Origin of the sequence: Microbacterium sp. TNHR37B (genome assembly GCF_001620065.1) — a bacterium.
GTDB lineage: Bacteria > Actinomycetota > Actinomycetes > Actinomycetales > Microbacteriaceae > Microbacterium.
On sequence record NZ_LQGV01000001.1, the window covers coordinates 745,621 to 767,451 of the forward strand.

Below are 21,831 nucleotides of genomic sequence, written 5' to 3' on the forward strand. Positions count from 1 at the left end.
GACCCCATCGGGAGGATGCTGTGGCGACTCGCGCCGATGATCTACGGCCCGACCGTCCTGTTCGCGCTCGGTGAGGGCGCCCTCCTTCCCCTCCTTCCCGTCTTCGCGTCGCAGTTGGGCGCCGATGTTCCCACCGCGGCGCTCGTCGCCTCGGCCCTCGTGGTGGGTCAGCTCTGCGGCAACCTGCCGGCGGGGTGGGCCGTCGCCCGCATCGGCGAGCGAGCCGCGATGGCGATCGGCGGCGGGGTGGCGATGGCGGCCGTCGTGGGCGTGGTCTTCGCGCCCAACCTGGCGGTCCTGGCTCTGTCGGTGTTCGCGATCGGACTGAGTGCGGCGGCGTTCGGGCTCGCCCGGCACGCCTTCATGACCACGCGAGTGCCGCTGTCGTTCCGGGCGCGGGCGCTGTCGCTGCTCGGCGGCACGTTCCGGCTGGGCATGTTCGTCGGTCCGTTCTTGGCGGCGGCGCTGCTGGCGGTCTTCGACGACCCGCGCGCGACGGCGTGGTTCTTCGGCATCTGCCTGGTCGCGGCCGTGACGCTGGTGCTGACGGGGCAAGATCCCGAGCGACTGGTGCCGGCGACTCCCCCGCCCGGCGCCGCGTCGGGGGCCACGGATGCCGATACCGGCGAACCGGTGACTGGCCCCGTTCAGGTGCCGCGCCGGGAACCCGGGACCGGGGTGATCCGCACGATGTGGCGCCACCGGCGGGTGCTGTCGCGTCTGGGCGTGGCTGCGGCCTCATTGTCGGCGGTGCGCTCGGCCCGGCAGGTGGTGCTGCCGGTGTGGGGCGTGTCGATCGGCCTGGATGCCCAGACGATCGCCCTCGTCGTAGGAATCTCGGGAGCGATCGACTTCGCCCTGTTCTACGCCAGCGGCCAGGTGATGGACCGCTTCGGGCGACTGTGGGCTGCGCTCCCTGCAATGCTGCTGATGGGCGTGGGGTTCCTCGCGCTGTCGGTGACGCACGACGGCGATCAGGCCGCGATGTGGTTCGGCGTGTTCGCGGCGGTGCTCGGGGTGGGCAATGGACTCTCGAGCGGCATCCTCCTCACACTCGGAGCGGACGCGGCCCCGCAGAGCGATCCGGCCGCGTTCCTGGGCTCTTGGCGGACGCTCACCGATGCCGGTGGCGCCGTCGCTCCACTGCTCGTCTCCGCCACCGCCGCCGTGTTCTCCTTTCCGGTGGCCACCGGAGTCATGGGCGTGATCGGTCTTCTCGGTGCCGCCGCCTTCGTCCGCTGGGTGCCACGCCCCTGATCGGTTGACTCCTATACGTGCGAGTCGTCGCGGGCGGACCGCACGATGTCGCGTTCCAGCAGGCGATAGCCCAGGTACTGCAGGCCCGCGAGCAAGAGCAGGCCGACGACCGCGACGACCCACCACGGCACGAACGGCTCGATCCAGATCGCCGCGACGTAGTACGCCGCGAGCACCGCGACAACGAGACCGATGCGCGGCAGGGTGCCGAAGAGGGCACGCGTGGCTTGAAGGCTGAGGACTCTTCTCATTCGATCCATCCTCGCCGCTTCAGCACCCAACCCTTTCATCCCAGAGCCGTACGGCTGGTCGCGGTCGAAGTGAGAACGACGCCGTCGGGGACGAAGAGACCGACCAGCGGCGGCCGCCACACCGCCTCGATCGTCACCCGCGCAGACGAGCCATCGGGGGTGTCCGCGCGGACGAGTCGCATGTCGTCTGCGCCGCCGAGCAGCAGACGCGCCTGTTCCGCGACGCCCTCATCCGTCAGGCGAGCAACGGGGACACCGTTGTTCACCTCGATGATGAAGCCGTCAGCTCCCGCGAGCGCAGCAGCGTCCGCGACGGCGTCGACACGCTTCTGCATCAGGTAGAGACTCGTCGCACTGACACTGACGAGCACCAGCGCGATCGCCAACAGCGCGTATCCGAGAGTCAGCAGCAGGATGCTCCCCTCATCGTCAGGTTCATCCGACTCCGTCACGGCTCACCACCCCACGTGCGCGCCACTTTTTGTGAGGCCGCGGCATCGACAGTCACGCGCGCCGCTCGCTCCAGCCCGAGAACGGGTGGCACGAGTGGGAGCGCGACCTCGGCGCGCAGCGTCACCAGGATCACCGCGCCGGCGCGGGGGCATTCGACTCCCTGCGGGCGGCAACGCAGCTCGACCTGCACAGAGCCGGGCTCCATCCCATACTCGCGTTCGATTGCCGCCAGCACGCGCTGAGACCGGATGTCGGCGTCGTCCCGATCCTCCGACGTGGCGATCGTGCGCGCCAGGTAGCGCGCACCCGCTTCCACGGCGAAGGCGTGCCCTTGAATCTGTCCGAGCGCAATGATCAGGTACACGATCGGGACGAGGAGCACGGCGCCGGCAGCAATGAATTCCAGCGACGCCGAGCCGGCGTCGCCTGTTCCTACAGTGTCTCCGTCGCAGAGCCGCGACTCACGGGAGCGTCTCCGCAGGCGCACGACCGACCACCTCCCAACCACCCGGGACTCCAAAGGGCCCGACCAGGGGAAGAGTCGCCGTCACCGTGACCTCGACCGACGGCTCACCGAGGAAGGTGACCTCTCGCGCGGTGACCTGCTCGACGAAGCCCCGCCCGACGGCGCGCTCGACCACGTGGCGAGCGCGGATCGCGCCGTCCGCCGCATCGACGTCGGCGAGCGCGCCGTAATAGGCGCCTTCGACCGCGGCGTCGTGCACGACGTTCCGGAGATACACCGCCACCCCGACCTGGAGAACCCCGAGGGTCAGGAACGTCACGAGAATGCCGACGAGGAGAAACTCGACAGAGGCCGAGCCACGATCGTCGGCGGTGTCCGTCAGAAGCCGGAGACGCGACTGATCGCTTGCTCGAAGAGGTTGGCGAGTGCCGGACCGGCCAACGCCCAGATCGCCACCACGAGTCCCGCCGTCATCAACGTCACCAGCACCCAGCCGGGAACATCTCCGCGCTCGTCCTCCCCGAACCCGGAGGTCCGCGCACGCCACCTCTTCCACAGCCTGTTCCACATGTTCTCTCCCCTCTTCAGTGATCACGACACCGCTCACCCCACACCCAGGCGCAGCATGACGATTCCTGGAAAAACCGCGAACAACACCGACAACGGCAGGAGCAGAAACACGAGCGGGAGGAGCATCGCGATCTCCTTGCGTCCGGCGAGCTCCAGGAGGTCTCGTTTGGCTCCTTCGCGCGCATCGGCTGCTTGATCCTGCAGCACCTGCGCGAGAGGAGCGCCGCGGTCGATCGCCGCGACGATGTGATCCACAGCCCGCCCCAGGGCCGCGACGTCCAGGCGCTGTGAGACGGCCCGCAACGCGTCGCTCAGATTGGATCCCGTGCCGCTCTCCACGACTGCCCGACGAATCTCGCCCGTCAGCTCGCCCGTGCCGACGTTCCCGACACGGTGCAGGGCGTCCCGCAGCCCCTCGCCTGCCGCGAGGCAGAGTGAGAGGAACTCCAACACCGTGGGGAGCTCGTCCTCGATGCGGACGCGTCGCTGCTGGGCCCGCCGCGTGAGTCGCATCTCACAGACCGCCGCGGCCACACCACCACCCAGAGGCGCGAGCATCGTGGCCGCGGGGCCTCCCCCACCCCACACCGCCAGAGCGACAGCAACGAGCGCGCCGATCAGGACACCCCCGAGTCCCCAGCCCAACTGCACGGAGCGAAACGATGCGACCGACTGCATCGATCCCGCTTGTTGGAGGCGCCGGGCGACCTGCGCGTGCCCGCCGATCTGTCCGAGGAGTCGGTGAAGCCGCGCAACTCCCGTCGCCGACCCCGTCGGCCCCGCGACAGGTGTCAGCCCCAGCGGGTCGGCGATGTCACGCAGGTACGGCGCAATCCGGCGCGTGAGCGTCGGTGCCGCCCACTGCGGAACGCGCGTTCCGAGGAGGAGCACCCCCGTCGCGAGCGCACCGCCGAGAATGACGGCCAGGGCCACGTCGCTGAGCAGACTCACCCGAACCACCGCTGTGGTTCCGGGAGCCGGCCCAGCCGGACCATGAGTCGATACGCGGCGACCGATACGCCCGCTCCGGCGAGGACCAGGATGAACCCCTCCGGAGACCCATACGCCCGGGACCCCTCGGGGCGGGCAGCCAGCAGTCCCAGCACGAGCCACGGCGCCACGACCCCCAAGACGGCAGCGCCGCGGGTCCACGACTGACGCGCTTCGATCTCTCCCCGCAGGGCGGCGTCCGTACGGACCGACGCCGACAGCGCGCGGAGCACCGCGGTCAGTTCGGTTCCTCCCACCTGACGAGCCATCCGCAGCGTCTCGAGGATGCGGTCGCTCACGGAATCCCCCAGGACTGCCTTGAGCCGGAGGAGCGCGGAGTCGAAGTGCCCCGAGGCCGCCAGATCGGCCGAGAAGACCCGGAAGGCCGGCCGGAGGGCCGGCGGCGCGGACTCGGCGAGCGACGCCACCCCGTCCGGGAGCGACATCCCCGACCGCACGGACGCGACGAGAAGATCGCAGACATCCGGCCAGAGCGTGCGCCGCATGCGACGCAGGCGACGAGCCCTCGAGCGCAGCCATACGACCGGCGCGTGAGCGCCGGCGGCAGCGGCGATGAGGGCGACCGCGAGAAGGCCCGTCACGAGCCAGGCCACCGACGCGCTGCCGGCCGCTGCGCCCACCGAAAACATCGCGAGACGCGCGGCCGGGATGTGCGCGTATCCGGCCACGTCGAGCAGACGTCGAGCGCGCCCCTCCTCGCGTACGGCGACACGATGCTCGACCGGCGGCCAGAGCCAGGGGGACAGGATGAGGAGAATGCCCGCCGCCAACACCCCGCCGAGGAACACGGTCATCGAGGTTCCCCTTCGCCGAGCGCACGGGTCTCGATGACCCCGTCGACGACGCGCCCGGTCACCTCGACGACTTCCGGCACGACCCGTCGGCCGTCGCCTCGGCGGGCGCAGTGCAGCACGAAGTCGACCGCCGAGGCCACCGCAGGAAGGACGAACGAGGAGTCGATGTTCCGTCCGGCCAGGAGCGGCAAGGACGCGAGCTTGCGCAGAGCGTCGGCTGCCGAGTTCGCGTGGATGGTCGCCGCGCCGGGAACGCCCGTGTTGAGCGCGAGCAGGAGGTCGAGCGCCTCCGCACCGCGCACCTCACCGATCACGAGACGGTCCGGTCGCATCCGGAGCGCCTCCTTCACCAGCCGACGGAGGGTGACCTCCCCCGTTCCCTCCAAACCGGGCTGTCTCCCCTGCATCGCAACGACGTCGGGAGCAGTGATCGCCAGTTCGAACGTCTCCTCCACAGTGACGACCCGCTGGGATTGATCGGCCGCATCGATCAGTGCCCCCAAGAGCGTCGTCTTCCCCGCGTGCGTCGCACCGGAGACGAGGAACGACTTCCCGGCGTCGATCGCCGCCACGATCCATTCGGCGGTGCGCTCGGTGAGCGACCCGGCCGCCACCAGCGCCGGAAGGCTTCGCACGCCCGGCACGAACTTGCGAATGTTCACCGCCCAATGCCGGCGCGTGACATCGGGGATGACGACGTGGAGTCGCGAGCCGTCAGGAAGAGACGCGTCCACGAACGGGTGGCTGAGGTCCACGCGACGACCGGTCGCGTGGAGCATGCGTTCGACGAGGTCGCGCACCTCCTCCTCCGTCAACCGCAGCGGCAGGCGCTCACTGCGACCCTCACGGGCGCAGAAGACCCGGTCGGGCGCATTGATCCAGATCTCCTCGACCGTCGCGTCGTCCATCAACGGCTGCACCACGCCGTATCCCGAGACGCTCGCGAGGATCGCCCGCACGGCCGCCTCCTCGTCGTCGACGGAGGCAACGCCGCGCGAGGGCGCGAAGTCGTTGTGCCGCTGGATCTCGGCCAGCACCAAGCGTCTCGCGCGCTCGGGATGGCGCATCGGATCCACCTGCTCGACGCGGAAGACATCTCGCACCCGTTCGCTCAACGCGCGCGTCACGGAGAGATCCTCGGCGGCATCGATCAGCGGAAACATCGCGATCATCCTGACGAACCCGCCGGCCAAGCCTCCGAAGTTATCCACACCGCCCGCGGGCGGTGCGTGCCGTCAGAGGTCGCGGCGAGCGTAGAGGCGCGCGGCCACCGCGCGGGACGCGATTCCCAGGCCCAGCACGACGACGAGTGCGCTCACAGCGAGCCACACCGGCGGCACCGAGGTCAGCGCCGCCGCGACGGCCTCCCCCGCCTCGGGCACGAGGCCTCCGACGAGCACGACGACCACGACGATCGCGGCGGGCACCGCGAATCCCACCGTGCGTGCGCGGGTGGCGCCCACCGCGAAGTACAGCGGCAGCTCGATCGAGAGGACCACCGCTGCCACCGCAAGGCTCCCCGCGGCGATGCCGAGCGCGAGCGGGAAGTCGAAACCCGTCGCCAAGGCCTTCGCTGCGAGCGGGGCGATGAGGAGGCCGACGGCGGTCATCGCGACGAGGATCGCGAGGGCCGTCGCGTAACGCCCCGACACGACCCTCCGTCGATCGATACCGAGAGCCCCGTAGAGGGTGTCGAGCCGGCCTCTCTCGTCGTTGCCGAACAGATACTGCGGAGCGATCATCACCGCGAACACGCCGGCGGCGGGGATCACGGCGTAGGGGCTCTGCGACGGCAGAGCGGCAGCGACCAGAAGCACGAGGGCCGGCAGCAGGAGCGACCGCGCAGACGGGCGCAGGGATCGCAGGTCGAGTCGGATGAACTGCACGACGGAGTTCACGGGTCACACCTCCTGGGGCTGGTGGCGCTGATGATGAACGACGACCTGCTCGATCGTCGGCGCCTCGATCTGGACCGACGGCCCGAAGGCCGCGGTGTCGGCGGTACGGATGATGCCGTCGAAGGTCTCTCGTCCCCGCCGCAGTCCCCGCACGAGCGGTTCGTTGTCCGGCGTCACATCGTCGAGCATTCCTCGGACATAGGCGAAGTCGGTCGTGAGCTCGTCCACGGGGCCGGAGTAGACGACCTTCCCCTCGTCCACGAACAGCAGATGATCGGCGAAGTGCTCCAGGTCGCTCGTGATGTGAGTGGAGAAGAGAAGCGACGCCTCGGATCCCGTCATGTAGTCGCGGAGGACGTCGATGAGGTCCGCCCGCGCCGACGGATCCAGTCCGCTCGTCGGCTCATCGAGGATGAGGAGCTCCGGGGCGTCGGCGAGCGCCAGAGCGGTCATCAGGACGCTCCCCTGCCCCCGTGACAGGTCCTTCACCTTCGCATCGGCAGACAGACCGAACCGTCGACAGAGCCGGTCGAACCGCGCCCCGTCCCAGCCGCCGCGGAACTGCGCGTAGGTCGCGGCAGCGTCACGGACGCGCCAGTCGGGAAGGACGAAGGGCTGGTCGAACGCGACGCTCACGCGCTCCGGCGGCGGAAGCCGGATGGTCCCCTCGTCTGCATGGACGAGACCCACGAGCGTACGCAGAAGGGTCGTCTTGCCCGCGCCGTTGGCGCCGACCACCCCCGTGACGAACCCACGAGGAACAGCGACGTCGATCGGGCCGACGACGAAGCTTCCGCGTCGCTTGATCAGCCCCGAGACCTCCACCACGTTGTCCACCGTCATCACAGCTCCCACTCCTCCTCGATCATCGTCATCAGTTCCTCTCGGGACACCCGGCCCGAGGCGCGAGCGCGCGTCACCACCTGGCGGATCCCCGCACGAGCGCGGTCGAGGGCGCCGGCGCGGGCGACGTCGGCGTCGATCTCGGCGACGAACGACCCCTTTCCCGGCACGTTGACGATCAGCCCCTCGGCGGCCAGCTCGTTGTAGGCGCGCGTCGTGGTGATGAGCGACACGCGCAACTCCTCGGCAAGCGCACGCAGCGACGGCAGGGGCGATCCAGCGGAGAGCTCGCCCGACATGACCTGTGCCCGCACCTGCTCCACGATCTGTTCGTAGAGCGGGACGCCGGACGTCGTCGAGACGATCACGCGCATACCCACTCCTTCATCGCGCCTTACTGTATATACACACTATATACACCTACACGACCCCGGTCACCCCTGCTTTTCTCCAGCCCATGGGCGACCGCTGTGGTCGGACCACAAGTAGACTCGCCGCAGGCGGTCATCGCCGCGAAAGGAGCGGATGCGATGCTCAGCATCTCGGAGACCCTCGACGTCCAGGCGGACGCCGCCGTGCACAAGGCCGATGGACTGCGCACTCCCCTGCGCTTCACGCTCTCGGGCATGCTGGCCGGCGCCTACATCGGGATCGGTGTCGTCCTGATGGTCGCCACGGCCGGACCGCTCCTGGCGGGCGACACAGGCTTCGGCAAGCTCGTCGCGGGGCTGGTGTTCGGTGTCGCGCTCACGCTCGTGGTGTTCGCCGGCGGCGACCTTGCCACCTCGGCGATGATGGTGCTCCCCCAGGGTGCCCTCATGCGGGCGATCAACCCGTGGCGCGCGGTGGCGACGCTCCTCGCCACCCTCGCCACGAATCTCCTCGGAGCCCTGGTGTTCGCCGCCCTCATCGTCGTGTCCGGCGTCCTCCACTCCAACGCCGCCGCGGGCGACATGGTGCAGAGCATGCTCTCCGCCAAGGCGCACGAGTCGCCCGCAGAACTCCTCGTCCGCGGAATCCTCTGCAACCTGCTCGTCTGCCTCGCGATCTGGATGTGCGCTCGCGTCCACTCCGAGGCAGCCAAGATCCTGCTCATCTTCGCCGCGATCCTGGCCTTCATCAGCTCGGGCTTCGAACACGTCGTGGCCAACATGACCACCTACGGGATCGGCCTGTTCGGCGGCTACGCCGACACCACATGGATCCTGTTCGCCTCGAACCTCTGGTGGGTGGGCCTGGGGAACCTCATCGGCGGCGGACTGTTCGTCGGCGTCGCCTACTGGGTCATCGGCGGCTCCCCGCGGTCCGTCGGCGCCGGATCGGCGGCCCCCGCGACAGCCGATTCCACGGCGGATTCGCAGACCCGTGCCGTCTCAGATACGAAGGCCCCCTCGATAGACTGATTCCCCCGCGGGAGTGGTGGAATTGGCAGACACGCAGGATTTAGGTTCCTGTGCTGAAAGGCGTGTGGGTTCAAGTCCCACCTTCCGCACGGGACGATGCAATCCGCGTCGTCCGTCATGACCGCCGACCGCATGTCCGACCGACGGGACCTCCGTGCACTCCATCGCCCTCATTCCCTGGCTCGACCCCACCACGATCATCGAGGCGGCCGGTCCGTGGGCTCTGCTCGTCGTCTGCTTCATCGTGTTCGCCGAGACCGGGCTGCTCGTCGGGTTCCTCCTGCCCGGCGACACCCTCCTGATCATCTCCGGGCTGCTCACCCACACGAACGAGATCTTCGGCGTCAACATCTGGATCGTGTCGCTCCTGATCGCCCTGGCGGCATTCCTCGGCGGAGAGGTCGGCTACTACATCGGGCACAAGGGCGGCCCCGCCGTGTTCGAGCGCAAGGAGTCCGGGCTGTTCAGCCGCAAGAACGTAGAGCGGACGAACGCCTTCTTCGAGCGGTACGGCGGGCTCACGGTCATCCTCGCCCGCTTCGTCCCGATCGTGCGTACCTTCGCGCCGGTGGCAGCCGGCGTCGGACACATGCCGTGGAAGCGCTACAGCCTGTACAACTTCATCGGTGCGATGATCTGGGGCTTCGGGCTCACCATGGTCGGCTTCCTCGTGGGCTACATCCCGTGGGTCGCCCACCTGGTCACGGAGTACATCGACCTCATCCTGCTCGTCGCCGTCGGCGGAACGGCGATCTTCACCCTCTGGCACTACTTCTCGGAGCGCCGCAAGGTGCGCAAGGAAGCCGCAGCCGGGGTGGAGCCTCGTGTCGACGCCCGGGAGGCCGAGGAGCTCGCCCTCGAGCCCGAGGTCTTCGACGACCCGCTCACCCCCGACACCGACGCATCGGCCGAGCACCGGCAGCGCGAGGAGCCCCGCGCCGACGCCTGAGCGAGCGTCCGCTCAGGACGCCTTCTTCGTCTTCTTCGGTGCGGCCTTCTTCTTCGCGGAACCGCCATCACCGGAGCCCGAGCCCGCAGAGCCCTTGTCGCCCGAGGCACCTCGCGCGGCACGGCTGCGCTCCACACTGGCGCGGAGCGCTTCCATCAGGTCGATGACCTCGCCACCCGAGTCGGCGCCTTCCGCTTCGCCGAAGGTCTCGCTCGTGTCCAGCGCGTCACCCTTGTCGAGCTTGGCCTCGATCAGCGTCCGCAGCTCGGCCTGGTAGGCGTCGGTGTACTCTGCCGGATCGAAATCACCGGAGAAGCTCTCCACGAGGGAGGCCGACAGGTCGAGCTCCTTGTCGGAGATCTTCACCTCGGTCTCCAGCGCGGGAAACGACGCCTCGCGCACTTCGTCGGCCCACAAGAGCGTCTGCAGCACGAGCACGTCTCCTCGCACTCGGAGCGCGGCCAGGCGCGTCTTCTGACGGAGCGAGAAGCGGACGATCGCCGTCCGGTCGGTCTGCTCCAGCGTCTTGCGCAACAGCACATAGGCCTTCGGCGAGGAGGAGTCGGGCTCCAGGTAGTAAGCACGGTCGAGGGTGAGCAGGTCGATCTGCTCGGACGGCACGAACTCCACGACCTCGATCTCGCGACTGCGCTCGGCGGGGAGTGACGCGAGGTCCTCCTTGGTCAGCACCACGGTGCGTTCGCCGTCGTCGTACGCCTTGTCGATGTCGGCGTACGGGACGACCTCGCCGTCGATCTCGCAGATGCGCTGATAGCGGATCCTGCCGCCGTCGGCCGCGTGCACTTGATGCAACGGCACGTCGTGGTCTTCGGTCGCGGAGTAGACCTTGACCGGCACGTTGACGAGGCCGAACGTCAGGGCGCCCTTCCAGATGGATCTCATCGTCCCAGTAGACACCGAGGGCGCGGGTGGTCGCCAGGGGTTGCCCGTTAGCCTTACGCCATGGCAGATGCTCCGCGCCGCGCCTCCCCGCAGACCGTCGAGGTCGCCGGGCGCCGTCTGCGCGTGAGCAACCTCGACAAGGTCCTCTACCCCGAGACCGGCACCACCAAGGGGGAGGTGATCGACTACTACACCCGGATCGCCCCGCTCCTGCTGCCTCACGTGGCCGGGCGTCCGGTCACCCGCAAGCGCTGGCCCGAGGGCGTGGATGCCGCACCGTTCTTCGCCAAGGCACTCGAGGCCGGTGCCCCGTCCTGGATCCCGAGGCGTCCGATCGCCCACAGCTCGGGCCCGAAGGACTATCCACTGATCGAAGAGACCGCAGCGCTCGTGTACTTCGCCCAGACCGCGAGCCTGGAACTACATGTGCCGCAGTGGCGATTCACCCCCGACGGCGACCGAGGCCACCCCGACCGGCTCGTGCTCGACCTCGACCCCGGCCCGGGAGTGGGCCTCGCCGAATGCGCGCAGGTGGCCCGCTGGGCCCGAGCGGTCCTGACCGAACTCGGCATGGACGCGCTCCCGGTGACCAGCGGCAGCAAAGGCATCCACCTCTACACGCCTCTCGATGGCTCCCGCACGAGCGAGCAGATCTCCACGTTCGCACACGAGCTCGCCCGAGCGCTGGAAGCAGACCACGGCGATCTCGTCGTGAGTCAAATGAGCAAGGCCGCTCGACCGGGACGAGTGTTCCTCGACTGGAGCCAGAACAACGCCGCGAAGACGACCATCGCCCCCTACTCGCTCCGCGGTCGCGCCCAGCCGACCGTCGCAGCGCCGCGGACGTGGGCCGAGCTCGACGACGCCGACCTTCGACATCTCACCTTCGCCGAGGTGCTCCAGCGCGCCGACGATACGAGCCTCACTCCCCCATCCCAGCCCACACGCGCCGCAGCGAGAACCTCCGACCACGCGCTCGGTCCGTACCTCGCCAAGCGCTCCGCCGACAAGACACCCGAACCCATGCCGTCCTCCGCAGACGCTGCCACCGATGCGGCCGAGGGCACCGCCTCGCGGTTCGTCATCCAGGAGCACCACGCCCGTCGCCTGCACTACGACCTGCGTCTGGAACGCGACGGTGTGCTCGTCAGCTGGGCCGTTCCGCGCGGCGTGCCCGAGACCGGCGCCCAGAACCATCTCGCCGTCATGACGGAGCCCCACCCGATGGAGTACCTCGACTTCCACGGCGAGATCCCGAAGGGACAGTACGGCGCCGGGACGATGACCATCTGGGACGTGGGCACCTACACCACCGAGAAGTGGCGCGACGACGAGGTGATCGTCACCCTTCAGGGCCGAGACGCGGGCCCGCTGCGCGAGGCGCGGCTGGCTCTCATCCGCACCGGCGGGGAGGGCGAGAAGTCGCAGTGGCTGCTGCACCGGATGACCCGGGAGCCGGCCGCCCTGCCCCGCCGCGGACACCATCGGCCTTCCGCCTCCCCCACGCGCGGCCGTCCCGCCGCCGACGGGGAGGGGGACGCCGCGATAGCTCCGATGCTCGCGACGGCATCCACTCCGGAGTCGGCGCGACGGGCCGCCCGTCGCTGGTCAACGCCGTGGGTGGAGTTCAAGTGGGACGGCATCCGGGCGATCGGCTCGTGGGACGGGAGACGCCTGCGGTTGACCGCGCGGAGCGGCACCGACATCACCGATCGTTACCCGGAGCTGTCCGACGTCGATGCCGGGTTCGGGCCGGTTCCCTGTGTCGTCGACGGAGAGATCGTCGCCCTCGATGCCTCCGGCCGCCCGAGCTTCAGCCGGCTGCAAAATCGCATGCACCTCGCTTCTCCCGGAGAGATCCGCCGGGAGATGACGCGCACGCCCGTGCAGTACTTCCTCTTCGACCTGCTCTCCCACGGCGGCACCGATGCCACTCCCCTCCCGCTCGCGCAGCGACGCGAGCTCCTGGAGGCCGTGGCTTCCGACACGATCGAGGAGATCAGCGTTCCCCCGGTCGTCGACGACCTCGAGGTGGCTCTCGCAACGGCCGAGGAGCTGAACCTCGAAGGCGCGGTGGTCAAAGACCCCGCATCTCCCTACCGTCCGGGGCAGCGCAGCGAACAGTGGCTCAAGGTGAAACGCACGCACACCCTCGAGGTCGTGATCGGCGGCATTCGACCCGGAAAGGGGGGACGCACGGGGCAGATCGGCTCACTCCTGGTCGGAATCCCCGGGCCTGACGGCCTCCGCTACGCCGGACGCGTGGGATCGGGGTTCAGCGAGCGCACGCTGCGCGTCCTGGACGACGCACTCGCACCGCTGCGCTGCGAAGCCGATCCGTTCGTCGGCACTCCGGCCGCCGACGCGGGCGATGCGCTCTGGGTGCGGCCGCGCCTGGTCGCCGAAGTCGAGTTCGCCGAGCTCACACCCGATGGCGTCCTCCGGCACGCACGATGGCGCGGGCTCAGGTCGGACATCACCGCCGACGAACTCTCCTGACCCGGTTAGTGGGCGTCGTGCTCGACGTGTCCGACCGTCTCGAACTGGAAGGTGGAGTGCTCGACGTCGAAATGCTCCGCCAGGCACGTCTGGAGCTCGGCGAGGAGCTGCGTCGTCCGCCCCTCGGAGAGCACCTCGGCAGCGACGACGACATGCGCCGTGAACACGGGCGCCCCACGGGTGAGCTGCCAGACATGCACGTCGTGCACGGCAGTGACCCCGGGCTTGCTGAGCAGGTGCTCGCGGATCTCGGCGACATCGGTGCCACGCGGAGAGGACTCCCCCAGCACCGCGAAGACCTCCCGGAGCAGCGTCACGGCCCTCGGCACGATCATGACCGCGATCGTCAGCGACGCCAGCGCATCGGCGGGCATCCACCCGGTGAGCCAGATCACGCCCGCCGCGAGGATGACCACCACCGAACCGATCAGGTCGCCCATGACCTCGAGGTACGCACCCCGGACGTTGAGGCTCGTCCGTTGCGCGGCACTCAGCAGCCACATCGAGATGGCGTTCGCGACGAGGCCGGCCGCAGCGACGATGAGCATCACGCCACCGGCCACCTCCACCGCGGACGGGTCGATCAGGCGCTGGATCGCTTCGACGACGATCCACGCGCACAGCAGGATCAGGATCACCCCGTTGATCAGGGCCCCGAACACTTCGGCACGCTGGTACCCGTAGGTGTTCCGGTCGTTCGCGGGCCGTGCGGCGATGATGCTCGCGACAAGGGCCACCACGAGGGCGGACGAGTCTGCGAACATGTGCGCGGCATCGGCTAGCAACGCGAGCGATCCGCTCCACAGCGCGCCGACGATCTGGACGACCATGACCGTGGCCGTGAGGCTGAGCGAGATCGTCAGCAGCCGGCGGTTGCTCGCCGAACGAATCCCCGGCGTGGGTGCGTGGTCGTGCATGTCTTCGAGGCTATTGCCGAAGAGTCGTGATCACGGCCGATTCCCACAGTCGGGAATGAGTGTGATTTTCAGTCGCCCGATCGCGGCACCCGGGCCAGCAGCGGGCTCAGCTCACGGAAGGCGCGGCCCCGATGGGACGCTGCGTTCTTCTCTTCGGCCGACCACTCGGCCACTGTCCGTGCCGGCTCGTCCTGACCATCGGGGATGAAGATGGGGTCGTAGCCGAAGCCGCCCGCGCCCGAAGGGGCGCTGGCGAGCCGCCCGGGCCACACCCCCTCGACCACGTATTCCTCGCCGCCGGGAAGGACGAGCGCGATCACCGACACGAACTGGGCGCCACGGCGCGGGTCGGCGATATCGGACAACTGGTCCAGCAGGAGCGACACGTTGGCCGCCGCATCCTTCTGGTGCCCCGCCCAGTACGCCGAGAATGCCCCCGGCGCACCGCCCAGCGCGTCGACACAGATCCCGGAATCGTCTGCGAGGGCCGGCAGCCCGGTGTGCGCGCACGCTGCGCGCGCTTTGATCAGCGCGTTCTCCGTGAAGGTGACGCCGTCCTCTACGGGCTCGGGACCGTCGTAGCCGACCACCTCGATGTCCGGGCGCTCGTCACGCACGATCTGGGCGAACTCTGCCACTTTGTGAGGATTGTGGGTGGCCAGCACGATGCGGGTGGCGGCGCTCATTCGGTCTCTCCGGCCGCGAGGGTCGCCCGCTGGATCTCCCGCAGTTCCGCGCAGCCGTCGACCCCGAGCTCGAGGAGCGCATCCAGCTCCCGCTTGTCGAACGGGGCTCCCTCCGCCGTTCCCTGGACCTCGACGAAGAGACCGCGGCCGGTGACGACGACGTTCATGTCCGTCTCGGCGCGCACGTCTTCGACGTAGGCCAGATCGAGCATGGGCGTCCCGTCGATGATGCCGACCGAGACCGCCGCCACGGAGTCGCGGAGGACCTCGGCCTTCTTGGCGACGAGTCCCTTGGCGCGGCCCCACTCGATCGCATCGGCGAGCGCCACGAACGCTCCGGTGATCGCCGCCGTACGCGTGCCGCCGTCGGCCTGGAGGACGTCGCAGTCGATGACGATCGTGTTCTCGCCGAGGGCCTTGGTGTCCACGACGGCGCGGAGGGCTCGGCCGATGAGGCGGGAGATCTCGTGGGTGCGCCCCCCGACCTTGCCCTTCACCGCTTCGCGGTCGTTCCGGGAGTTCGTCGCGCGCGGAAGCATGGCGTACTCGGCGGTCACCCAGCCCTTGCCCTTGCCGGTCAGCCAGCGCGGCACTCCGCCGGTGAACGACGCAGTGCAGAGCACTTTGGTTCCGCCGAAGGAGATGAGCGCCGACCCTTCGGCGTGCGCGCTCCAGCCACGTTCGATCGAGATGGGGCGCAGCTGGTCGGCGGTGCGGCCGTCGGCCCGGACGTCAGTGGTCATGCGTTCTCCTTGGGAAGGTCGATGGCTCCGGTCTGGACGAGACGAACGCGCGAGACGCCCTGTCCCATCAGTCGATGAGCGAGGCGGAGGAAGTCGTCGGCGGAGTCGCCGGTCGCCTCGTATACGTGCGTGGGCGTCGCGTCGGGACCAGCGAGCAGATCGCGGGAGACGAGCTGACGGTAGACGTCCTTGGCCGTCTCGGTGTCGCTGGAGACGAGGGAGACGTCAGGCCCCATGACGTAGCTGATCGCGCCCTCGAGGAAGGGATAGTGGGTGCAGCCGAGCACCAGCGTGTCGACGCCGGCATGCCGAAGCGGCGCGAGGTAGTCCTCGCACGCCTCCAGTACGGCCGGCGAGTCGGTGATCCCCGCCTCGACGAATTCGACGAAGCGGGGGCATGCCTGCGCGAACACCGACAGCTGCGGATTGACGGCGAGCATGTCCTGGTACACGCCGGATCCGATCGTTCCGGTCGTACCGATGACCCCGATCCGGCCGGTGCGGGTCGTGGAGACTGCGGTCCGCACGGCGGGGCCGATCACCTCGACCACCGGCACGTCGTATCGTTCGCGCGCATCCCGCAGCATCGCCGCCGACGCGGTGTTGCACGCGATCACGAGCATCTTGACCCCCTGATCGACGAGCGTGTCGAGAACCTCGAGGGAGTAGCGGCGCACGTCGGCGATCGGCTGGGGTCCGTAGGGAGAGTGCGCGGTGTCGCCGATGTAGAGGAGAGACTCCCTCGGCAACAACTGCGAGATCGCGCGGGCCACGGTGAGCCCCCCGACGCCGGAGTCGAAGATCCCGATCGGCGCGTCATTCACGATTCCCCAGCCTACCGTCCGCACCCAGGCGGCCGCCGCGACCCCCGGGCGCCTCGTGCCGGGACGTCGATAGAGTGTCGCCATGAGCGCCGCGTCCCGCACCGCACTGCTGACCGACCGCTACGAACTGACGATGATCGATGCCGCGCTGCACGACGGCACGGCATCGCGCCGTTGCGTCTTCGAGGTTTTCGCGCGCAGGCTCCCCGGCGCCCGCCGCTTCGGGGTCGTCGCCGGCACGGGACGACTCCTCGACGCCCTCACCCGCTTCCGGTTCGACGACGACGAGCTGCGGTACCTCCACGACGAGCGCGTCGTGAGCCCCGAGACGATCGCTTTTCTGGAGGGCTACCGTTTCGGCGGCTCGATCACCGGCTACGCGGAAGGGGAGCTGTACTTCCCGGGCTCCCCCGTCCTGACCGTGGAGGGAACGTTCGCCGAGGCCGTGCTCTTGGAGACACTGTGCCTGAGCATCCTCAATCACGACTCCGCCGTGGCCAACGCCGCTGCCCGGATGAGCGTCGCCGCCGGTGATCGCCCCCTCGCCGAGATGGGGTCGCGGCGCGCTGCCGAGCACTCCGCGGTCGCCGCCGCCCGGGCCGCCTACATCGCCGGATTCGACGCCACGAGCAACCTGGAAGCCGGTCGCCGCTGGGGTGTGCCGACCATGGGCACCGCCGCGCATGCATGGACACTGCTGCACGACAGCGAGGAGGAGGCGTTCCGCAGCCAAGTGGCCACGCTCGGCACGGGCACCACCCTGCTCATCGACACGTACGACATCCGCGAGGGCGTCGCGACAGCCATCCGCGTCGCGGGGCGGGAGTTGGGGGGCGTGCGCATCGACTCGGGGGACCTTCCGACGGTCGCCTCCGAGGTGCGCGCGCAGCTCGACGCTCTCGGCGCCACCAAGACCCGGATCACCGTCACCAGCGATCTCGACGAGTTCGCCATCGCCGCGTTGGCCGCATCCCCGGTCGACGCGTACGGTGTCGGGACCTCGGTCGTCACCGGCTCTGGCTCACCGACCGCCGGAATGGTCTACAAGCTGGTGGCGAGGCAAGGCAGCGACGGCGGCTGGGTGCCGCTGGCCAAGTCCTCGGTCGACAAAGCCTCCCGCGGGGGCCTCAAATCAGCCTTCCGAACGCTCGAGCGTGGGACCGCGACCTCAGAGCTCATCGCCGTCGCCGACGGCTTCGATCGGAAGCCAGTGCCCGCCGATCACCCCGAGGCACGCTCCTTGCAGGTACCACTGATGTCAGACGGCGATCCCGACATCGCGGCGCTGGGACCCGAGGGCGTGCAGCGCGCGCGGGCTCACCACGCCCTCGTGCGCGAGGAGCTCCCCGTGCAGGCGCTGGCCCTCAGCAGATCCGACCCGGCGCTGCCGACGGTGTACGTCGACGTCGCCTGATCAGGAGATCAGCGACTCGTAGATCTCCTTGCACGTCGGGCAGACCGGGAACTTCTCCGGATCGCGCCCCGGCGTCCACTTCTTGCCACAGAGTGCGCGCACGGGCTTGCCCGTCAACGCCGACTCCAGGATCTTGTCTTTCTTCACGTAGTGCGAGAAGCGCTCGTGATCTCCTGGCTCGATGTTCTCCTCGCGGATGAGTTCCTCGAGCTCGCGGTCGAGGGTGGCCAGCCCGCCTTGGTCGGGGCTGTCGAGGGGCTGGTTGCTGGCCAGGGGCATGCTCATGGACACCGATTCTAGCCGCGCACGCCGCCGCCGGATCGGGTCAGCTTGCCTCGGCGAACTCCATCACGCGACTCGCCCGCCGGACGAAGAGCCATCCTCCCCCGAGTACGCCGACAACGAGGATGAACAGGCCGACGCCGATCCCGAGCCACATCGCCGTCCACGTCATCGTCGTCTCGCCCGACAGGGTGAGCCACGCCGCCCAGAAGGCCGGGGCCGTGAGGACGAGGGCTCCCCCCAGCACCATCCCCTGGCTCACTGGCCCTCCCGTGCGCTGGGGCTGCTCGAAGGGGCTGTCCCCCGGGCCGGACACCGGGTAGGGGGCGGCGACCGAGGAGATCGACGACAGGCCGAATCCGGAGAGAAGGAGGCCGGCACACACCCCGATCATCGCCGGAAGGAGGCTCCAGTCACCGTGCACGCCGATGGTGACCGAGATCGAGACCGCGAGCGTCGGGATCGCCAGGAGCGTGGGCGGCACGAGCCGCCCGATCCGGTCCGCGACACCGCTCACGCCGCTGGCCACATGCATCCAGATGGCGGTGGAGTCGTAGGCGAGGTCGTTGTGTGCGAGCCAGCCGAAGAAGAGGGCCATGAGAGGCGCAGGTACGAGGACGGCCGTCTGGAGCGGAACACCGACGACGATGAGCGGAACCATCACGACCACCGCGGCGATCGGGATGACCACGACGTTCACGATGTACCGCGGGTCGCGCGTCCAGTAGATCAGGCTCCGCGCCGCGATCGCTCCCGTGGGCGTCCCCGGGGTGATGGTGAACCAGCCGAGCCCGCGCGCCGACCTGACCGAGAGGGGACGTTCGGTCGTTTCCAGAAGCCAGCGCACTACAGCCCACCAGGCGACGGCGAGCAGGACGAGCGTCAGCAGTGCGACGGTGAGCGGCCCCGCGGGATCGCCTTCCTGCCATCGCCACGGCACGGCCCAGGCCGCGCCGAGAGGCGTAACGGCCAGAATGTCGACCGCTCCGGCGAGCTCACGCGGAACGTCCACATCCCATTGCAGCGACGCGGCGAAGACACCGACGGGGACGGCCACCACGAGGAGCGCCAACAGGAGCACTCCGGTGAGCTCACGTGAGCGCCGCTCGCGGAGAACGCGAGCGCTCACGGCGAAAGCGATGCGTGCGAGGAGCACCGCAGTGACGACGCCGGTGATCCCGGCCAGGACCGACACCCCCAGCGGCACGCCATGCGCGTCCCACACGACGACGAGCGCGACCGACGCGGTGATGAGCGCGAGGGCGGGGAGGCTCAGCATCCCGGCCAGAGCCGTCACCGGCGCCAACGATCCCGGCGTCGCTCCGAGCACGGCGAACCGGCGCGGATCGAGCGGGTCGTCCGGGCCACCCAGGAGCGGAGCGACGAAGAAGCCCGCCACAACGGTCGCTCCCGCGATGACGGTGACTGCTGCCGCCGCGTCGTCGTCGAGGCGGTCGATCCGCAGCAGCGCCCACACCGCGGCACCGGCGGCGACGACCGCGAACAGACCGGAGAGCACCGCCGAGGTCACCTGGCGGCGGTCTCCGCGCACCGCTCCGAGCAGGAGGGCGAGCCTCAGCCGGAGAACGTGTGCAACCACTCGAGCCCCTCCACGTCGCTGAGTCCCCCGGCGAGCTCGACGAAGCGCTGTTCGAGCGTGAGCTCTCCGCGAACGTCGCTGACGGTTCCCTCGGCCAGTACCCGGCCCGCGACGATGACCGCGACGCCCGTGCAGACACGCTCCACGAGATCCATCCCGTGGCTGGAGAGCACCACAGTGCCGCCGTGCGCGACGTAGGCGGACAGGATGTCGAGGATCACGGCACTGGAGACCGGATCGACTGCCTCGAAGGGCTCGTCCAGCACGAGGACTCTCGGCGAGTGGATCATGGCGCCGGCGAGCATGATCTTCTTCGTCATGCCCGCCGAGTAGTCGGCGACGCTCCGCCCGAGCGCCTCGGTGAGGTCGAAGGCACGAGCAAGGTCGGAGGCCCGGCTGTCGGCGACCGCCGGCTTCAGGCCGCGCAGCACCCCGTAGTAGTGCAGGAGCTGCCGACCGGTGAGTCGATCGAAGGTGCGCAGCCGGTCGGGAAGAACTCCCATCGCCCGCTTCGCCCCGCGGGGATCGACACGCGCGTCGATGCCGGCGACCTCGATCGTGCCGGCGTCGGGCGCGAGGAGCCCCGCGATCATCGAGAGCGTCGTCGTCTTTCCGGCCCCGTTGGGGCCGACGATGCCGTAGAACGTGCCCGCCGGGATCGTCAGGTCGACCGCGTCGACGGCGCGCGTTGCACCGAACGACTTCGACACGCCGCGGACGCGCACGGCGGCGGGAGGCTCCGCGTCGACCATCGCGTCGACGTCGGTCGCGGCGTCGACCACCGCGTCGGCGGGGGCGTCGGCATCGGTCACGTCGGCGTCGGCCGTCAGGGGCGAAGGAGCCGTGTCGTCGGCCCGGACCGCCCCGAGATCGTCCCCGTCGTCGCGCCACGCAGCGCCCTCCATGACGACGCTCTCATCCTCCGCGACGACGCTCTCACCGATCAGGCTCGCATCGTCAACGACTGCCGGCTCCTCCGGTGCCGCCACCTGGTCGAGCGGCGACGCCTCCTCCGGAGCCGGCACCTCCTCTTCGGGTACCGGCGCCTGCTCGGCCGCGGCCGACTCCGCCGGTGAAGCGACAGGCTCTTCCACAGCCGTCGGTACCGGCGCTGCCTCGGCGTCCGGATCGGCAGCGACGTCAGGCGTCGCCTCGGCCGCGTGCACGTCATCGGTCGCCGGCTCCGCGGGAGCCGGTGGCACCTCCACGGAAGCTGCGCTCTCGTCCGGAGTCGGCGAAGACCCATCCTGGCTGCTCGCCACAGCGTCGATGTCCGAAGCGAGTGCCTCCGAGCGGGCCTCTTCCGCAGTCGTAGGCTCCGGAATCCCCTCGACGCCTCCCGGGTCCGGCGCCGTGACAGCGCTCGGCAACGGCGGTACGGGGGGAACCGACGACACGGAGGGAGGGGTCCGCACCGTGGCCGCCGTCGGCACGGGCGGGACTGTCGGCAGAGGAGGTACCGGCGGCACAGATTCCGCCTGCTTCTTCGCCGTGCCGGACTTCTTCGCGACGCCGGACCTCTTCGCGGCGGCGGGCTTCGGGCCGGCCGCCTTCTTCGCGGTGCTGGGCGTCTTCTTCGCGGCGCGCGGTGACTTCGCGGAACCGGGGGCCGCCGTCGCCGGCGATCCCGTCGTCGAGCCGGCGTCGCCTTCTCGCTGGGAGGCGGACGCCTCGTCGTCACGCGCAGCGGGCACGGGAGGGGCAGCGGGGTCCCCGGGCTCCGCTGCTCGCGACGCAGCCGAGGACGAGACTTTCGAGGCGGCTTTTGCGGGACGCTTCTTCGCCGTGGTCCGGGGCGGCCGGGGCGAGGCCGACACCGAACTGCGAGCGGGCTTCGAGACCGACGCCGCGGCCTCCTCCGACTCGGCGACGCGCCGGGCCGCCTCCGCCGCAGGCACCGACGGAAGTGGCGGTGGAGTCGCCGACAGGCCGATCTCGTCGATCGAATCGTCGTGCGACGGCGAGGAGGAGGCTGTCACCCGTCCAACCTAGCAAGTGGGCCCGAGGGTTCCTCCGAGGATGCCGGACGCCGACACGAAGCCCGTCGGAGGTCACGAATGGGCAACGG

General features: G+C 69.7%; 25 protein-coding genes and 1 tRNA gene. 7 read left to right on the plus strand and 19 right to left on the minus strand.

Annotated elements, in window-relative coordinates; genetic code table 11:
- Positions 1 to 15: 15 nt before the first annotated feature.
- Entirely contained in the window at positions 16 to 1,257 is a 1,242-nt protein-coding gene (locus tag AVP41_RS03675) for an MFS transporter (RefSeq protein ID WP_067162745.1), read from the plus strand.
- An 11-nt stretch (positions 1,258 to 1,268) separates the two neighbouring features.
- Here AVP41_RS03675 and AVP41_RS03680 read toward each other — a convergent pair whose 3' ends face one another.
- The 11 genes from AVP41_RS03680 to AVP41_RS03730 all read right to left on the minus strand — a co-directional run bounded on the left by AVP41_RS03680 (position 1,269) and on the right by AVP41_RS03730 (position 7,917).
- Positions 1,269 to 1,508, minus strand: coding sequence for a hypothetical protein (locus AVP41_RS03680; RefSeq protein ID WP_067160902.1), 240 nt, complete (start codon positions 1,506 to 1,508; stop codon positions 1,269 to 1,271).
- A 35-nt stretch (positions 1,509 to 1,543) separates the two neighbouring features.
- Positions 1,544 to 1,960, minus strand: a complete 417-nt coding sequence (locus tag AVP41_RS03685; protein WP_067160905.1) for a pilus assembly protein TadG-related protein — start codon at positions 1,958 to 1,960, stop codon at positions 1,544 to 1,546.
- A complete protein-coding gene (locus tag AVP41_RS03690) occupies positions 1,957 to 2,343 on the minus strand; it encodes a TadE family protein (protein WP_231902650.1) in 387 nt (128 codons plus the stop codon). The genes AVP41_RS03685 and AVP41_RS03690 overlap by 4 nt, the downstream gene beginning before the upstream one ends.
- Positions 2,344 to 2,422: 79 nt before the next feature.
- Positions 2,423 to 2,875, minus strand: a complete 453-nt coding sequence (locus AVP41_RS03695) for a TadE family protein (RefSeq protein ID WP_082829091.1) — start codon at positions 2,873 to 2,875, stop codon at positions 2,423 to 2,425.
- Entirely contained in the window at positions 2,806 to 2,997 is a 192-nt protein-coding gene (locus tag AVP41_RS03700) for a hypothetical protein (RefSeq protein WP_067160908.1), read from the minus strand. Before AVP41_RS03700 ends, AVP41_RS03695 begins: the two co-directional genes overlap by 70 nt.
- A 33-nt stretch (positions 2,998 to 3,030) precedes the next feature.
- Positions 3,031 to 3,948 carry a type II secretion system F family protein gene (locus AVP41_RS03705; RefSeq protein ID WP_067162751.1) on the minus strand — a complete coding sequence of 306 codons (918 nt, stop codon included), beginning with the start codon at positions 3,946 to 3,948 and terminating at the stop codon, positions 3,031 to 3,033.
- On the minus strand, positions 3,945 to 4,802 hold the full coding sequence (locus AVP41_RS03710; protein WP_067160911.1) for a type II secretion system F family protein: 858 nt from the start codon (positions 4,800 to 4,802) through the stop codon (positions 3,945 to 3,947). The genes AVP41_RS03705 and AVP41_RS03710 overlap by 4 nt, the downstream gene beginning before the upstream one ends.
- On the minus strand, positions 4,799 to 5,965 hold the full coding sequence (locus AVP41_RS03715; RefSeq protein WP_197464243.1) for a CpaF family protein: 1,167 nt from the start codon (positions 5,963 to 5,965) through the stop codon (positions 4,799 to 4,801). Before AVP41_RS03715 ends, AVP41_RS03710 begins: the two co-directional genes overlap by 4 nt.
- Positions 5,966 to 6,037: 72 nt before the next feature.
- On the minus strand, positions 6,038 to 6,700 hold the full coding sequence (locus tag AVP41_RS03720; RefSeq protein WP_067160917.1) for an ABC-2 transporter permease: 663 nt from the start codon (positions 6,698 to 6,700) through the stop codon (positions 6,038 to 6,040).
- A gap of 3 nt (positions 6,701 to 6,703) precedes the next feature.
- Positions 6,704 to 7,543 (minus strand): ABC transporter ATP-binding protein, encoded by an 840-nt coding sequence (locus tag AVP41_RS03725; RefSeq protein WP_067160920.1) that lies wholly within the window; start codon positions 7,541 to 7,543, stop codon positions 6,704 to 6,706.
- On the minus strand, positions 7,543 to 7,917 hold the full coding sequence (locus AVP41_RS03730; RefSeq protein WP_067160923.1) for a GntR family transcriptional regulator: 375 nt from the start codon (positions 7,915 to 7,917) through the stop codon (positions 7,543 to 7,545). Before AVP41_RS03730 ends, AVP41_RS03725 begins: the two co-directional genes overlap by 1 nt.
- 156 nt (positions 7,918 to 8,073) lie before the next feature.
- On the opposite strand from AVP41_RS03730, the gene AVP41_RS03735 reads away from it, so the two are divergent.
- The 3 genes from AVP41_RS03735 (at position 8,074) to AVP41_RS03745 (ending at position 9,895) form a co-directional block, all read left to right on the plus strand.
- Entirely contained in the window at positions 8,074 to 8,946 is an 873-nt protein-coding gene (locus AVP41_RS03735; protein ID WP_067160926.1) for a formate/nitrite transporter family protein, read from the plus strand.
- 7 nt (positions 8,947 to 8,953) lie between these two features.
- A tRNA-Leu gene (locus AVP41_RS03740) sits at positions 8,954 to 9,035 on the plus strand.
- A 65-nt stretch (positions 9,036 to 9,100) separates the two neighbouring features.
- Positions 9,101 to 9,895, plus strand: coding sequence for a DedA family protein (locus AVP41_RS03745; protein WP_082828997.1), 795 nt, complete (start codon positions 9,101 to 9,103; stop codon positions 9,893 to 9,895).
- Positions 9,896 to 9,907: 12 nt separating this feature from the next.
- Here the strand turns inward: AVP41_RS03745 and ku are convergent, their stop codons facing one another.
- Positions 9,908 to 10,798 (minus strand): non-homologous end joining protein Ku, encoded by an 891-nt coding sequence (gene ku / locus AVP41_RS03750; protein WP_067160929.1) that lies wholly within the window; start codon positions 10,796 to 10,798, stop codon positions 9,908 to 9,910.
- A gap of 60 nt (positions 10,799 to 10,858) precedes the next feature.
- On the opposite strand from ku, the gene AVP41_RS03755 reads away from it, so the two are divergent.
- The gene (locus tag AVP41_RS03755) at positions 10,859 to 13,297 is read left to right on the plus strand and encodes an ATP-dependent DNA ligase (protein ID WP_067160931.1); all 2,439 of its coding nucleotides are present in this window, start codon (positions 10,859 to 10,861) and stop codon (positions 13,295 to 13,297) included.
- 5 nt (positions 13,298 to 13,302) lie between these two features.
- On the opposite strand, the gene AVP41_RS03760 is transcribed toward AVP41_RS03755, so the two are convergent.
- The 4 genes from AVP41_RS03760 to murI all read right to left on the minus strand — a co-directional run bounded on the left by AVP41_RS03760 (position 13,303) and on the right by murI (position 16,467).
- Complete coding sequence (locus AVP41_RS03760) at positions 13,303 to 14,214, minus strand: cation diffusion facilitator family transporter (RefSeq protein ID WP_067160935.1); 912 nt, start codon at positions 14,212 to 14,214, stop codon at positions 13,303 to 13,305.
- A gap of 68 nt (positions 14,215 to 14,282) precedes the next feature.
- Positions 14,283 to 14,900, minus strand: coding sequence for an RdgB/HAM1 family non-canonical purine NTP pyrophosphatase (gene rdgB, locus AVP41_RS03765; protein WP_067160938.1), 618 nt, complete (start codon positions 14,898 to 14,900; stop codon positions 14,283 to 14,285).
- Positions 14,897 to 15,643: a ribonuclease PH gene (gene rph / locus AVP41_RS03770; protein ID WP_067160941.1), complete on the minus strand. Its 747-nt coding sequence runs from the start codon at positions 15,641 to 15,643 to the stop codon at positions 14,897 to 14,899. The genes rdgB and rph overlap by 4 nt, the downstream gene beginning before the upstream one ends.
- Positions 15,640 to 16,467, minus strand: a complete 828-nt coding sequence (murI, locus tag AVP41_RS03775; RefSeq protein ID WP_067162753.1) for a glutamate racemase — start codon at positions 16,465 to 16,467, stop codon at positions 15,640 to 15,642. Before murI ends, rph begins: the two co-directional genes overlap by 4 nt.
- 82 nt (positions 16,468 to 16,549) lie before the next feature.
- On the opposite strand from murI, the gene AVP41_RS03780 reads away from it, so the two are divergent.
- Positions 16,550 to 17,881, plus strand: coding sequence for a nicotinate phosphoribosyltransferase (locus tag AVP41_RS03780; protein WP_067160944.1), 1,332 nt, complete (start codon positions 16,550 to 16,552; stop codon positions 17,879 to 17,881).
- Here the strand turns inward: AVP41_RS03780 and AVP41_RS03785 are convergent, their stop codons facing one another.
- The 3 genes from AVP41_RS03785 to AVP41_RS17040 are packed head-to-tail and all read right to left on the minus strand — an operon-like array spanning position 17,882 to position 20,965.
- The gene (locus AVP41_RS03785) at positions 17,882 to 18,160 is read right to left on the minus strand and encodes a DUF3039 domain-containing protein (protein WP_067160947.1); all 279 of its coding nucleotides are present in this window, start codon (positions 18,158 to 18,160) and stop codon (positions 17,882 to 17,884) included.
- A 46-nt stretch (positions 18,161 to 18,206) separates the two neighbouring features.
- Positions 18,207 to 19,763 (minus strand): hypothetical protein, encoded by a 1,557-nt coding sequence (locus tag AVP41_RS03790; RefSeq protein WP_067160950.1) that lies wholly within the window; start codon positions 19,761 to 19,763, stop codon positions 18,207 to 18,209.
- The gene (locus tag AVP41_RS17040) at positions 19,739 to 20,965 is read right to left on the minus strand and encodes an ABC transporter ATP-binding protein (protein WP_331709373.1); all 1,227 of its coding nucleotides are present in this window, start codon (positions 20,963 to 20,965) and stop codon (positions 19,739 to 19,741) included. The genes AVP41_RS03790 and AVP41_RS17040 overlap by 25 nt, the downstream gene beginning before the upstream one ends.
- Positions 20,966 to 21,179: 214 nt before the next feature.
- Between AVP41_RS17040 and AVP41_RS03800 the strand changes: the two genes are divergently transcribed.
- Complete coding sequence (locus AVP41_RS03800; protein ID WP_157532377.1) at positions 21,180 to 21,755, plus strand: hypothetical protein; 576 nt, start codon at positions 21,180 to 21,182, stop codon at positions 21,753 to 21,755.
- Positions 21,756 to 21,831: the final 76 nt, after the last annotated feature.

What these genes read in the sequence shown, in the direction of transcription:
- AVP41_RS03710 (WP_067160911.1), bottom strand. Translation starts at nt 4,802, where the DNA reads ATGACCGTGTTCCTCGGCGGGGTGTTGGCGGCGGGCATTCTCCTCATC.
- AVP41_RS03785 (WP_067160947.1), bottom strand. Translation starts at nt 18,160, where the DNA reads ATGCCCCTGGCCAGCAACCAGCCCCTCGACAGCCCCGACCAAGGCGGG.
- AVP41_RS03675 (WP_067162745.1), top strand. Translation starts at nt 16, where the DNA reads ATGCTGTGGCGACTCGCGCCGATGATCTACGGCCCGACCGTCCTGTTC.
- rph (WP_067160941.1), bottom strand. Translation starts at nt 15,643, where the DNA reads ATGACCACTGACGTCCGGGCCGACGGCCGCACCGCCGACCAGCTGCGC.
- rdgB (WP_067160938.1), bottom strand. Translation starts at nt 14,900, where the DNA reads ATGAGCGCCGCCACCCGCATCGTGCTGGCCACCCACAATCCTCACAAA.
- AVP41_RS03755 (WP_067160931.1), top strand. Translation starts at nt 10,859, where the DNA reads ATGGCAGATGCTCCGCGCCGCGCCTCCCCGCAGACCGTCGAGGTCGCC.
- AVP41_RS03760 (WP_067160935.1), bottom strand. Translation starts at nt 14,214, where the DNA reads ATGCACGACCACGCACCCACGCCGGGGATTCGTTCGGCGAGCAACCGC.
- AVP41_RS03735 (WP_067160926.1), top strand. Translation starts at nt 8,074, where the DNA reads ATGCTCAGCATCTCGGAGACCCTCGACGTCCAGGCGGACGCCGCCGTG.
- AVP41_RS03715 (WP_197464243.1), bottom strand. Translation starts at nt 5,965, where the DNA reads ATGTTTCCGCTGATCGATGCCGCCGAGGATCTCTCCGTGACGCGCGCG.
- AVP41_RS03725 (WP_067160920.1), bottom strand. Translation starts at nt 7,543, where the DNA reads ATGACGGTGGACAACGTGGTGGAGGTCTCGGGGCTGATCAAGCGACGC.
- AVP41_RS03680 (WP_067160902.1), bottom strand. Translation starts at nt 1,508, where the DNA reads ATGAGAAGAGTCCTCAGCCTTCAAGCCACGCGTGCCCTCTTCGGCACC.
- AVP41_RS03700 (WP_067160908.1), bottom strand. Translation starts at nt 2,997, where the DNA reads ATGTGGAACAGGCTGTGGAAGAGGTGGCGTGCGCGGACCTCCGGGTTC.
- AVP41_RS03730 (WP_067160923.1), bottom strand. Translation starts at nt 7,917, where the DNA reads ATGCGCGTGATCGTCTCGACGACGTCCGGCGTCCCGCTCTACGAACAG.
- ku (WP_067160929.1), bottom strand. Translation starts at nt 10,798, where the DNA reads ATGAGATCCATCTGGAAGGGCGCCCTGACGTTCGGCCTCGTCAACGTG.
- AVP41_RS03780 (WP_067160944.1), top strand. Translation starts at nt 16,550, where the DNA reads ATGAGCGCCGCGTCCCGCACCGCACTGCTGACCGACCGCTACGAACTG.